At 73.6% G+C, this 12289-nt stretch carries 11 protein-coding genes and 1 riboswitch; of the genes, 9 read left to right on the forward strand and 2 right to left on the reverse strand.

Translation table 11 applies throughout. The annotated features are described in order from the left end of the window. The first annotated feature begins 37 nt into the window (after positions 1-37). Positions 38-715, forward strand: coding sequence for an AIM24 family protein (locus JAV76_RS03830; protein ID WP_198732678.1), 678 nt, complete (start codon positions 38-40; stop codon positions 713-715). Positions 716-735: 20 nt separating this feature from the next. Here JAV76_RS03830 and JAV76_RS03835 read toward each other — a convergent pair whose 3' ends face one another. Continuing rightward, the gene (locus tag JAV76_RS03835; RefSeq protein WP_198732679.1) at positions 736-1767 is read right to left on the reverse strand and encodes a LacI family DNA-binding transcriptional regulator; all 1032 of its coding nucleotides are present in this window, start codon (positions 1765-1767) and stop codon (positions 736-738) included. A 154-nt stretch (positions 1768-1921) separates the two neighbouring features. Between JAV76_RS03835 and JAV76_RS15195 the strand changes: the two genes are divergently transcribed. The 7 genes from JAV76_RS15195 to JAV76_RS03870 all read left to right on the forward strand — a co-directional run bounded on the left by JAV76_RS15195 (position 1922) and on the right by JAV76_RS03870 (position 10823). Next, positions 1922-3637, forward strand: a complete 1716-nt coding sequence (locus JAV76_RS15195; RefSeq protein WP_198732680.1) for an HAD-IA family hydrolase — start codon at positions 1922-1924, stop codon at positions 3635-3637. A gap of 2 nt (positions 3638-3639) precedes the next feature. After that, the gene (locus tag JAV76_RS03845; RefSeq protein ID WP_198732681.1) at positions 3640-4569 is read left to right on the forward strand and encodes a DUF8171 family membrane protein; all 930 of its coding nucleotides are present in this window, start codon (positions 3640-3642) and stop codon (positions 4567-4569) included. Then, positions 4566-6329 (forward strand): ABC transporter ATP-binding protein, encoded by a 1764-nt coding sequence (locus tag JAV76_RS03850; RefSeq protein ID WP_198732682.1) that lies wholly within the window; start codon positions 4566-4568, stop codon positions 6327-6329. The genes JAV76_RS03845 and JAV76_RS03850 overlap by 4 nt, the downstream gene beginning before the upstream one ends. After that, positions 6310-7137: an energy-coupling factor transporter transmembrane component T family protein gene (locus tag JAV76_RS03855; RefSeq protein WP_198732683.1), complete on the forward strand. Its 828-nt coding sequence runs from the start codon at positions 6310-6312 to the stop codon at positions 7135-7137. The genes JAV76_RS03850 and JAV76_RS03855 overlap by 20 nt, the downstream gene beginning before the upstream one ends. A 141-nt stretch (positions 7138-7278) precedes the next feature. After that, a complete protein-coding gene (gene sucC, locus JAV76_RS03860; RefSeq protein WP_198732684.1) occupies positions 7279-8457 on the forward strand; it encodes an ADP-forming succinate--CoA ligase subunit beta in 1179 nt (392 codons plus the stop codon). A gap of 33 nt (positions 8458-8490) precedes the next feature. Continuing rightward, on the forward strand, positions 8491-9381 hold the full coding sequence (gene sucD / locus JAV76_RS03865; RefSeq protein ID WP_198732685.1) for a succinate--CoA ligase subunit alpha: 891 nt from the start codon (positions 8491-8493) through the stop codon (positions 9379-9381). 134 nt (positions 9382-9515) lie between these two features. Next, positions 9516-10823, forward strand: coding sequence for a cell division protein PerM (locus tag JAV76_RS03870; protein ID WP_198732686.1), 1308 nt, complete (start codon positions 9516-9518; stop codon positions 10821-10823). Here the strand turns inward: JAV76_RS03870 and JAV76_RS03875 are convergent. After that, positions 10813-11352, reverse strand: coding sequence for a hypothetical protein (locus JAV76_RS03875; RefSeq protein WP_198732687.1), 540 nt, complete (start codon positions 11350-11352; stop codon positions 10813-10815). The genes JAV76_RS03870 and JAV76_RS03875 overlap by 11 nt on opposite strands. Positions 11353-11406: 54 nt before the next feature. On the opposite strand from JAV76_RS03875, the gene purN reads away from it, so the two are divergent. Continuing rightward, the gene (purN, locus tag JAV76_RS03880) at positions 11407-12144 is read left to right on the forward strand and encodes a phosphoribosylglycinamide formyltransferase (protein WP_198732688.1); all 738 of its coding nucleotides are present in this window, start codon (positions 11407-11409) and stop codon (positions 12142-12144) included. 4 nt (positions 12145-12148) lie between these two features. After that, positions 12149-12236: riboswitch (ZMP/ZTP riboswitch) on the forward strand. Positions 12237-12289: the final 53 nt, after the last annotated feature.

Consider the following 12289-nt stretch of genomic DNA (forward strand, 5'->3'; position numbering starts at 1 on the left):
ACCCCGTGACGCGGCGCGGAGGTCCATACTCGACCCCATGCGAAGCGAGCTCTTCAACCAGGCCCACAACGCCGTCCACACGGGCGAGCGCTACACCCTCCAGAGCAGCAAGATGCTCAAGGTCGCGCTCGGCCCCGACGTCCTCGCCGCGAAGGGCGTCATGGTCGCCTACACGGGCAGCATCACGTTCAACCACGAGAGCGCCGGCAGCATGGCCAAGCTCGTCAAGAGGGTCGTCACCTCCGAGGACCAGCCCCTCATGCGGGTCGCCGGGCAGGGTGAGGTCTACTTCGCGCGGGCCGCGAGCACCGTCTTCACGATCCTCCTCGAGGGCGAGGGCATCAGCGTGGGGGGCGGGTCCGTCCTCGCGTTCGACGCCGCCCTCTCCTGGGACGTCCACCGCACCAAGGGGGCGGGGATCCTCGGCGGCGGGCTCTTCAACACGGTGATCGGCGGGCACGGCACCGTCGCCCTGACCTCCGACGGGCCGCCCCTCATCCTCGACTGCTCGCAGCAGCCCGTGTACGTCGACACCGACGCGGCCGTGTGCTGGTCCGCGAACCTCGCCCCGGGGATCGTCAACAGCATGAACGTCCGGTCCATGCTGCGCGGGGGCTCCGGCGAGGCCGTCCAGTACGCGTTCCACGGCCCGGGCTTCGTCGTCGTCCAGCCGTCCGAGGGGCAGGCGATGCCGGCGGCGGCAGGGAGGGCCTGAGGCGCGCCACGCACCACACGTCACACGACGCGTGCCGCGGGTGGCGCCGTCGAGTCCCGCACCACCAGGGTGGGCGGGAGCACCTCGTGCCGGTCGGTCGTGCGACCGGCGAGTCGCTCGGCGAGCATCTCGGCCGCCAGCGTGCCCATGAGCGGGCGCGGCTGGTCGACGCTCGTGAGCCTGGGGCGCACGATGCGCGAGATCGTCGAGTTGTCGTAGCCCACGACGGACAGGTCGCCCGGCAGGGACCGGCCGGCGGCGCTCGCGGCGTCCAGGACGGCGAGCGCGGCGACGTCGTTGGACGCGAAGACCGCGGTGGTGCGGGGGTCGGCGACCGCTCGGCGGGCGACCTCGTCGAGGTCCTCCTCGGTCCCGTCCAGACGGTCGCGGGCGTGGACGACGGCGCGGTCCCCGAGGCCGAGGTCGTCCATCGTGGCGAGGTACGCCCGTCGACGGGAGAGCGCGGCAGGTCGCGTCGAGCTGCTCACGTGGGCGACGTGCTCGTGCCCGAGCGCCGCGAGGTGGTGGACGGCGCTGCGTGCCCCGGCCTCGTCGTCGTTGGCGATGGTGTCGACGCCCGGGACCGGCGCCTCGAGGCGGCCGACGACGATGGTCGGGAGCGTGCGGCCCAGGCGCTCGAGCGCGTCGACGGGGACGCGTGAGCCGACGAGCACGAGTCCCTCGACGTTGAGCCCGAGGAGCATCTCGACCTGAAGTACGGTCCGGTGCGGGTCGCGCTGTCCGTGCGTGAGCAGGGTGGTGGCCCCCATGGCGGTGGCGCCGTCCTCGATGCCCGCCACGATCTCCGTGTGGTACGGGTTCGACAGGTCGTTGAGGACCACCCCGACGAGGGCGCTGCGACCTTCGACGAGCGCGCGGGCGAGGCGGTTGCCCCGGTAGCCGAGGTCCTCCGCGCAGGTGAGGATCCGCGCCCTGGTGGCGTCCGAGATCCCGGGGCTCCCGCGCAGCGCGAGGGACACGGCCGACTTGGAGACCCCGGCCCGGGCGGCGACGTCGAGGATGGTGGGTCTGCGTGCTGCGGCCGGGGTCACTGCTCAAGGATGCCCCACGGAGAGGGACTCCGGGAGGTTGCCGCGACCCGCGTCGGCTCACTGCTGGAACGTTCCAGTCCTGTTCACCTTCCCGTCGCCCGCCGCCGGCCCGACCTGCCTAGCGTCGGTGGTGAACCCGACGTGAGGACCCCCTGTGACCCTTCAGACCCCCCCGATCGTGCCCGGCTCCCGCCCGGCACCCGACCACCGGCCCGCGGTGCTCCGGCGAGCGCCCGCCGCGCTCCTCCTCGACTTCGGCGGCGTGGTCTTCGAGACCCGCCGGCGCACGGACGCCGCGGAGGCCGTCGTCGGGCGGTGGACAGCGCGTCTCGCCGCAGCCGGCCACACCTGCCCGTCCGAGCGCCTGCTCGCCGCGCTGCTCGCCGGACGGGCCGCCCTCAAGGACTGGAAGAACGCCGCAGGGCGGCGGCTGGAGCCCCGCGAGATGACCCACCGCGAGATCGTCCGGGACTTCCTCGCCTCCGACCTCCCCGCCACCGTGCGGCAGGTCCTCGAGTGCGACGCCACGGAGGTCCTCGCCGAGATGTCGGTCCTCCTCTCCGACCACGTCGTCCGCCCCGGGGTCCGCGAGCTGCTCGCCCACGCCCAGGACCGCGGCATCCCCGTCGGGATCGTCAGCAACGCGCACGCGGGGCTCGCGCACCGGCGCCTCCTCGCGCAGCACGGTCTCGACGCCCTCGTCGCCGTCCAGGCCTACTCCGACGAGATCGGGATCCGCAAGCCCCACCCTGGGACCATCCACCGCACGGCGACCGCCCTGGGCACGACGGCCGACCGCTGCTGGTACGTCGGGGACACCCAGGACCGGGACGTCGTCGCGGGGCGTCGGGCCGGCGTCGGCGCCGTCCTCGTCACCCGGCACCGGCACACGGACACCCCGCCGTACCCCGTGTCCGTCGTCGCGGACGCCGTCCTCGAGACGCCCGAGGGGGTCCTCGACCTCCTCCGACGGACCCTCGACGAGCAGCCCCCGGAACCGTCCGCCGCAGCCGTCGGGGCGCTCCCGGCGCGGTCCGCAGGACCGTCCCGGGGTCGGCCCCCCGCCGCCCTGCTCCTCGACCACGGCGGCGTCGTCGTCACCAGCACCCCTGACCCGGAGGCCGCGGACGCCTTCGCCCGTGCCCTCTCCGACACCCTCGCGCGGGCCGGTCACGTGGTCCCCGCGGACCGGGTGGCGCGGTCGATCGCCCACGCCCGGCGCACGTACCACGCGTGGAAGGCCGACCTCTCCGACGGTGACGTGGTCCCCGAGACCACGCCGCAGGAGTTCTGGGCCGCAGCTACCACCGGCTGGCCGGCCGGCGCGCAGGAGCTCGTCCGCCTCGAGGCCGTCGACCTCATGGCCCGCCACGCCCGGACCAAGAGCCGTGCGCGCCTGCGCGACGGCGTCGACGACCTCCTCACCGAGGCCGCACGGCTCGGGGTCCCCGTGGCCGTCGTCTCCAACACCGTGAGCGGCCGGGTCGTCCGCGAGCGCCTGCACCACCACGGCCTCCTCGAGCGGCTCGCGGTCGTCGTCTGCTCGGACGAGGTCGGTCGGCGCAAGCCGGACCCCGAGCTGCCCCGCACGGCGCTGCGAGCGCTCGGCGTCGACCCCCTGGACGCCTGGTTCGTCGGCGACAAGCCCCACCGGGACGCCCTCGCGGCCCGACGCGCGGACGTCGGCACCGTCGTCCTCGTCCGCGGCGGGAGCACCACGGACGCACCGCTCGACGAGGCCCTGGACGCCCGGGCGTCGGGCGGGACGGCGCTCGCCGACCACGTCGTCGACGACATCCACGGGCTCCTCGCGCTCCTGACCCGCGCCTCCAAGCCCGCCACCCCGACGCACACCCCCCACGAGAGGTAGACATGTCGCTCCCACGCACCGACGCCCCCACGACCCCGTCCGGTCCGCGTCCCGGGGACGAGACCCACCGAGGCCTCCTGTCCCGACGCCCCGACGACCTCACCCAGGCCCAGAAGCTCATGGTGTTCGTCCTGTCCATGTCGCTCTTCGGGCTGGCCAACATCGTCACCGAGGTGTTCCCGGAGGTGACGATCGGCCCGATCGACCTGTCCGTGTCCTACTTCGTCTTCGTGCCGCTCGTCATGGTGTGCCTGTTCAACCCGCTCTACGCGGCCCTCGGCGCGCCGCTCGGCGAGATCGTCTTCACCGACCTCCTCATGGGCGACTTCTCCGGGCTCGCCGAGATCGAGGGCTACCTCCAGATGTTCCTCGCCCTCTACCTCGCCGGGTCGATCGTGCGCGACCCCCGCCGGCGCGGCCAGGTAGCGCTCGCGGCCGTCGTCGTCGTGGTCGTCGACAAGCTGCTCTCCGCGCTCGTCGACATCGGCAAGGTGTGGGTCGGGATCGAGGACGCCGAGCTGGTCGAGGGGCTGCCCGAGTCGATCGTCGCCATCGAGGCCGTGGGCCTCGTCGTCGACGTCGCCATCAGCGGGGTGCTCTTCGGAGTCGTGCCGGCGCTGTGGCTCGTGCCCCGCCTCTACGGGAAGATCGAGCCGCTCATGGGCATGTCCCCACGCGACCCCGTCGAGAACCCGGTGCCCGTCCTGCGCGTGACCGCCCCGACGGTGCTCACCGGCCTCGTGCTCGTCGCCGCAGGCACGGGCTTCGCCTTCCTCGAGGGCATCGACGCGAACGTCGGCGTCTGGGAGCCCGGGTTCCTCGACCGGTTCGGCACCCAGTTCCTCTGGGTCGGGGTCGGGATGGCCTGCACCGCGATCCTCGCCGTGGTCCTCGTCGCACGGTCCGTGCGGGAGCGGCGTCGCGGACGATGACGGCCGTCATCGAGGTCGACGGGTTCCGCTTCCGTTACCCCGGCGCGGGCGTCGAGTCGCTGCGCGGGGTGGACCTCACCGTCGAGCAGGGCGACTTCGTGGCCGTCGTCGGGGGCAACGGGTCCGGGAAGACGACCCTGTGCAAGGCGTTCAACGGCCTGGTGCCCCACTACTGGAGCGGTCGGACCGAGGGGTCCGTCACGGTCTCGGGCGTGCCCACGGCCACCTCGACGGTCGCCGAGCTGTCCACCGTCGTCGGGTACGTCTACCAGGACTTCTCCAACCAGCTGGTCCGGCCCACCGTCCGCGACGAGGTGTCCTTCGCCGCGGTGAACTTCGGGCTCCCCGACCATGCCGCGCGCACCCAGGAGGCGCTCGAGATGCTGCAGATCACGCATCTCGCCGACAGGTTCGTGTGGCAGCTGTCCGGCGGGCAGCAGCACCTCGTCGCGATCGCCGCCGTCATGGTGCTGCGGCCCCAGGTCCTCGTCGTCGACGAGCCGGTCGCCGAGCTCGACCCCGGTCGCGCGGCGCAGATCTACGAGTGCCTCGCCCGCCTCAACGCGTCGTACGGGACGACGATCGTGGTCATCGAGCACCACACGGACCTCGTCGCGCGGTACGCGCGCAGTGTGGTGCTCATGGCGGACGGCGCGGTCGTGTGGCACCTGCCCGTCGCCGAGGCGATGGCGCGCTCCGCCGAGCTCGACGCGCACGGGGTGCCTGCACCGCAGGTCGTCCAGGTCGCCCGCGCCTTCGAGCGGACCGGCCCCGTGCCGCTCACCCCGGCGGACGCCGCACGCTGGCTCGCCGACCGGGGGATCGAGGCACGGCCGGCGGCCCCCACCGGTCCCACAGGTCCCGCCGGCGGGACCGCTCGCCCGGTCGTCGCCCGGCTCGACGACGTGCGCCACGGCTACCGGGGTGTCGACGGGCGCCTCGAGACCGTCCTCGCCGGGGTCGACCTCGACCTCCACGAGGGGGAGCGCGTCGCCCTCGTCGGGAGCAACGGCGCGGGCAAGTCGACCATGCTCCGCCTCCTCACGGGTCTGCGCGTCCCCCGCGCGGGCACGGTGACGGTCGAAGGGGTGAGCACCCGCGACGTCAGCCCGTCCGTCATGGCCGACCGCGTCTGCTACCTCTACCAGAGGCCCGAGGAGATGTTCCTCACCGACTCCGTGCGCGGGGACGTCGCCCTCTACCCGAAGGGCCGCGACGTCCCCGACGCCGACGGGCTCGTCGACGAGGTCCTCGCCCTCGTCGATCTCCAGCACCTCGCCGACCGGGACGGCCGCACCCTCTCCGGGGGCCAGCAGCGCCGGGCGACGCTCGCCGTCGGCCTCGCGATGCGCCCGTCGCTCCTCCTCCTCGACGAACCCACGTCGAGCCTCGACATCGGCAGCCGGGACGGCGTCATCGCGATGCTCGCCCGACTCGCCGACCACATCCGCTGCGTCGTCGTCGCCACCCACGACATGCACCTCGTCGCCGAGTGGGCGACGCGCGTGATCGTCCTCGACCACGGCGACCTGGTCGCCGACACGACGCCGTCCCGGCTCTTCGGCGATGCCACGCTCACGAACCGCGTCGGGCTCGTCCCGCCCCAGGTCGCCCAGCTCGGGCGCGCGCTCGGGATGGACCCCCCGCCCCTGTCGGTCACCGAGCTGGTCGCCCGCACGGGAGCACGCCCGCACGCCCACGCGTCCGCGTCGGGCCCGCACGCAGGGACGGAGGTGCCCGGTGGCACGCACGACGCATGACGTCCTGTCGGTCGAGTGGATCAAGCTCGAGCTGCTCCGCACCGCCTACGCCACGCGTGGCGGGCTGCTCGCGACGATGGACCCGCGGGCCGTCCTCGCCTGGTACGTGCTCCTCGCCCTCGCGCCGTGGTTCACGCACGACGCCACGGTCCTGGGGCTGCTCTTCGCCTTCTCCGTCGTCATGGTCGTCGTCTCCCGGGTCGGTCCGCTCGTGCTCGGCCTCTTCGTGGTGGGGCTCCTCACCGAGGGTGTCTACCTCGCGGTCGCGGCGTGGCTGTTCGGCGGGGACGTCGACACGCTCATGGCCCTCGCGGAGCTCACCCTCAAGCTCGGCGTGGTCTCGCTCGCGAGCATGGCCGCCTTCGTCTCCCTCGACCCGGAGAAGCTCTCCGACGCCCTGCTCGCCCTGCGCGCCCCGACACTCGTGGCCTTCGGCGTGAGCTACGGATACCGCATGCTCCCGATCTTCATGGAGGAGTTCCACACGATCGTCGACGGCCACCGGCTGCGGGCGCGGCCCGTGCCGTCCCGCGGGTTGTTCGCGTGGCGCACGGTGGTGAACGTGGGTGTCGTCTTCGTGCACGCCTTCTACCCGATGATGCTCAACACCGCGAAGCGCACCCGGACCACCGTGGAGGCGCTCGAGACCCGCGGGTTCACGGTCGCCGCGCACGACCCGCGGAGCCGACAGGTCCGCCTCGCGCACCTGCGCGTGACCCGTCGGGACGTGGTCGTGCTCTCCATGACCCTGGCCGTCGTCCTCGCGTCCTACGGGGCGGGCGCCGTCCACCCGACGTCGTTCCGGTGAGGCACCGGGTGGGGTGCCGGGTGTCCTGTGGGCGAACCGACAGCGCCCCGGGTCCCGCGGCGGGCCCGGGCAGACTACGCTGAGGGAAAGTGTCTCGATGTCGAGACACCTGTGTACCGGTCGACGAAAGGACGCAGCAGGGTGGACCTGTTCGAATACCAGGCGCGCGACATCTTCGAGAAGCACGGCGTGCCCGTGCTGGGGGGAGTGGTCGCAACCACCCCTGAAGAGGCTCGCTCAGGCGCGGAAGAGCTCGGCGGAGGAACTGTCGTCGTCAAGGCGCAGGTCAAGACCGGAGGCCGCGGCAAGGCGGGCGGCGTCAAGCTCGCCCACTCGCCCGACGAGGCCGCCGAGAAGGCGGCCGACATCCTCGGCATGGACATCAAGGGCCACACGGTCCACCGCGTCATGATCGCGGCGGGCGCGAAGATCGCGGAGGAGTACTACTTCTCCGTCCTCCTCGACCGGGCCAACCGCACGTACCTCGCGATGGCGAGCGTCGAGGGTGGCGTGGAGATCGAGCAGCTCGCCGTCGAGCGGCCCGAGGCCCTCGCCCGCGTCGCCGTCGACCCCCTCGTGGGCATCGACGAGGCCAAGGCCGTCGAGATCGCCGAGGCGGCAGGCTTCGCCGAGGACGTCAAGGCGCAGGTCGTCGACGCGTTCCAGAAGCTGTGGACCGTGTACAAGGAGGAGGACGCGACCCTCGTCGAGGTCAACCCCCTGGTGCGCACCGAGGACGGCACGATCGTCGCCCTCGACGGCAAGGTCACCCTCGACGAGAACGCCGGGTTCCGCCACGCGGACCACGCCGGGCTCGAGGACGCGGCCGCAGCCGACCCGCTCGAGGCCAAGGCCAAGGAGAACGACCTCAACTACGTCAAGCTCGACGGTGAGGTCGGCATCATCGGCAACGGTGCGGGGCTCGTCATGAGCACCCTCGACGTCGTCGCCTACGCCGGCGAGGCGCACGGCGGGGTCAAGCCCGCCAACTTCCTCGACATCGGCGGCGGCGCCTCCGCCGAGGTCATGGCTGCCGGGCTCGACGTCATCCTCGGCGACGCGCAGGTCAAGAGCGTGTTCGTCAACGTCTTCGGCGGGATCACCGCGTGCGACGCCGTCGCGAACGGCATCGTCAGCGCCCTCGCCATCCTCGGCGACGCCGCGACCAAGCCGCTCGTCGTGCGTCTCGACGGCAACAACGTCGAGGAGGGGCGCCGCATCCTCCGCGAGGCGGCCCACCCCCTCGTCACACTCGCCGAGACGATGGACGGCGGCGCCGACAAGGCGGCCGAGCTGGCCCACGCCTCCGCGAACGCCTGATCCGGACCCGAACGAGAGTAGAAGCAGACAACAATGGCAATCTTCATCACTGAGGACTCCAAGGTCATCGTTCAGGGCATGACCGGCTCCGAGGGGCAGAAGCACACGACGCGCATGCTCGCGTCGGGCACGAACGTCGTCGGTGGCGTCAACCCGCGCAAGGCCGGCACGTCCGTGACCTTCCCGCAGGGCGAGGGCACCGTCGACGTCCCCGTCTTCGGGTCCGTCTCCGACGCCATGGCCGCCACGGGTGCCGACGTCTCCGTGATCTTCGTGCCCCCGGCCTTCACCAAGGCCGCGGTCGTCGAGGCCATCGAGGCGCAGATCCCGCTCGTCGTGATCATCACCGAGGGCGTCCCCGTCAAGGACACCGCGGAGTTCTTCACGCTGGCGCAGGAGAAGGGCGTGCGGCTCATCGGCCCCAACTGCCCCGGTCTCATCAGCCCTGGGCTGTCCAACGTCGGGATCATCCCGGCCGACATCACGGGCCCCGGCAAGATCGGGCTCGTCTCCAAGTCCGGGACGCTCACCTACCAGATGATGTACGAGCTCCGGGACTTCGGGTTCTCCACCGCCATCGGCATCGGCGGCGACCCGGTCATCGGGACCACGCACATCGACGCCCTCGAGGCGTTCGAGGCCGACCCCGACACCGCGGCGATCGTCATGATCGGCGAGATCGGCGGCGACGCCGAGGAGCGCGCGGCAGCCTACATCCAGGCCAACGTCACCAAGCCCGTCGTGGGCTACGTCGCGGGCTTCACGGCCCCCGAGGGCAAGACGATGGGCCACGCGGGCGCGATCGTGTCCGGCTCGTCCGGCACCGCGCAGGCGAAGAAGGAGGCCCTCGAGGCCGCGGGCGTCAAGGTCGGCAAGACGCCGTCCGAGACGGCCGAGCTCATGCGGCAGATCCTCTCCGCGTGACCTGACCTGACCTGACGCAGCACGACGACGGGCCGCCCCTGGGGAACCGGGGGCGGCCCGTCGTCGTGCTGCAGGTGCCCGGCTCGCCGCGGCACGTCCCGCCACCGCGGTGCGCCGCGCGAGACGATGGACCGGTGACTCCAGGCACCTCGACCGCGGCCTCCGCACGACGTCTCGGCCGCCTGCGCCGTGCCCTCGGCGAGCAGGTCGCCCGCGCGGGCGGACGGCCCACCACCGACGGGTCCCCGTGGATCTCGGGCCTCCTGGGCGGCGTCCAGGCTCTGCTGCTGTCGCTCGCCGCCGTCGTCGTCCCCGCGGTCGTCATGGGACTGGTCGCGACCGCGGGAACCACCGGCGAGGTGACTCCGTGGCGGACCGCCGCCGGCGTCGGGACCTGGGCGTGGTTGCTCGGCCACGGGGTGCCCCTCGGGACGGACCCCGACCTCCCGACGGTCTCCCTCGTGCCGCTGGGCGTCACGGCGATCGCCGTCGCCTCGGCCTACGTCTCCGCGAGGCGCACGGTCCGCGGCGCCTGGTCCGCCCTGAGCACCGGCGTGCTGGTGCACACGGTCGGGACGCTCGTCGTCGCCGTGGCCGTCGGGGCGGTCGGGACTGCCCAGATGCTGTCCGCAGCCCTCGGAGGGTTCTGCGTCGGGGCGGTGGGCCTCGGTCTCGGGGTCGTCGCCCGCCCGGACGACGACCGGGTCGGTCCCTCGCTGGCGCGGCTCGCAGCCAGGCTGCCGGTGGTCGTCCGGGCGGGGGTGCGGGGCGGAGCGGTCGCCGCGGCCCTCACCGTCGCCGTGGCCTCGGCCGCGGTCCTCGGGTGGGCGTTCGCGGGGCGCACCGCCACGCGGGACGTCCTCACCGCACTGTCCCTCGACGCCCCGGGCGGCGTCTCGCTGGCGGTCGCCCAGCTGGTGCTCCTGCCCACGCTCGTCGTGTGGGGGATCGCGTGGGTGTCCGGTCCGGGCTTCTCGGTCGGGTCCGGGACGCACTTCGGGACGGATGCGGTGACGTCCGGCCCGCTGCCCGCGCTGCCCCTCCTCGGTGGGCTGCCCGGCTCGTCGAGCGTCGACGGCCTGGGCTGGGTCCCGCTCCTCGTGGTGCTCGGCGGGGTCGTCGCGGGGTGGTGCGTGCACCGTCACCTGTCCGCAGGGCCGTGGTGGCGGGTCCCGCTCACCGCCGGGATCGCCGCCCTCACGGCGGGGGTCGTCGCAGGCGCGCTCGTCGGTCTGGCGTCGGGGGCCGGCGGCCCCGGGGTCCTTCAGGACGTCGGTGCGTCGGGGGTGTTCGTGGGGCTGGGGGTCGCGGCCGAGGTCGGGCTCGGCGCGCTCGTGCTGCTCCTGCTCGTGCGGGACGAGGTCCGCGGGCCGGTCGTCCGCACCGTCCGGCGTGCGCTGGGCCGCGGGGACCGGCGTGCCGACGAGGACGTCAGCGGCTGAGGGAGTCCAGCCAGGCGGTGATCGCGTCGTCGTACGCCTTCTGGCACGACGAGCGAGCCGTGAGGGTGATCGCCCTGTCCATGCAGTCCTGCCGTTCCGTCTCGACGTCCCACACGGGGATCACGGCGAGGATCGTCGCCCCGAGGCCGAGCGTGGCCACCAGACCGGCGGACAGCGCGAACGTCATGGTGCCGCGGACGCCGGCGCGCCAGGTGCGCCGCAGCGCCCGGACACCGAGCACCACGGCCGCCCCGACGACGGCCAGGCCGCCCAGCCGCCACGGCAGCGGCAACGCCGTCGCGAGCAGCGACGCGAGCATGAGGAGCCCGAACCACAGGACGAGGCGGGTGCCCTGCCGTGCCGCCTCCGGGTCCACGGGGCGGCGGGGCGGGCGTCCCGGGCGGCCTCCGGTGGCCGGGTCGGGCCCGTCGCCGTGCTCTCTCGCCGCCACGGAGGCGCGGTGCGCCTCCACCTCGTCGGGGTCCGGTCCGGGAGCCCCGGAGGGGCGGGGGGCGTACGGGTTCGGCATGCGCCCATCATCCCGCACGGCCGCGTCCCACGGCGCCGCGCTACAGTTCCGGGCATGACGACGCCTCCCGCTCCCGGACCCGGTCACCGTCCCAGCCCGGAGGGCCGCGGCGCCCCGCGCACCCCGTCGGGCCACGAGGTGCCCGTGCTGGGCGACGCGCAGGCCGCCCGGGTCGTCGTGCTGGCGTCCGGTGGTGGGAGCACCCTCGCGGCGCTGCTCGACGCCCACCTCGACCCGGCCTTCGGGGCCCGGGTCGTGGCCGTCGTGAGCGACGTGCCCGACGCGGGCGCCCTCGAGCGCGCCCGGGACGCCGGGGTGGCGTGCGCCGTCGTGGAACCCAAGGACTTCGGGTCGAGGGCGGAGTGGGACGCCGCCCTCGCCGAGACCGTCGCCGTCTTCCACGCGGACTGGGTGGTGAGCGCCGGCTTCATGCGCATCCTCGGTGCGGCGTTCCTCGACCGCTTCGGCGGGCGGACCCTGAACACCCACCCCGCCCTGCTGCCCGCGTTCCCCGGGGCGCACGGCGTCCGGGACGCGCTCGCGTACGGGGTGCGGGTCACCGGGTGCACGCTGCACGTCGTCGACGCGGGCACGGACACCGGGCCCGTCGTCGCCCAGGTGGCGGTGCCCGTGGAGGACGGGGACGACGAGTCCACGCTCCATGAACGGATCAAGGTCGCCGAGCGCGACCTCCTCGTGGAGTGGGTGGGCCGTGTCGCCCGGGGTGGTCTCACGGTGGACGGCCGGCACGTCGTCGTCGGGGGTGGCGGGCCCACCGGCCCTACCGGATAGGATCGACCACGGTCGCGACTGGCGAGGGTGGGGTTCACCACCGGGGAGCGGCTGAACGTCCCTGTGCAGCGCCGTCCGCCTGGGCGCCTGGGCATTCGTGATGACCCGTCGAGGACTCCGTCCCCGTCGAGTCACCGTCGACCAC

This window comes from Sanguibacter suaedae (genome assembly GCF_016342785.1).
Taxonomy (GTDB): domain Bacteria; phylum Actinomycetota; class Actinomycetes; order Actinomycetales; family Cellulomonadaceae; genus Sanguibacter; species Sanguibacter suaedae.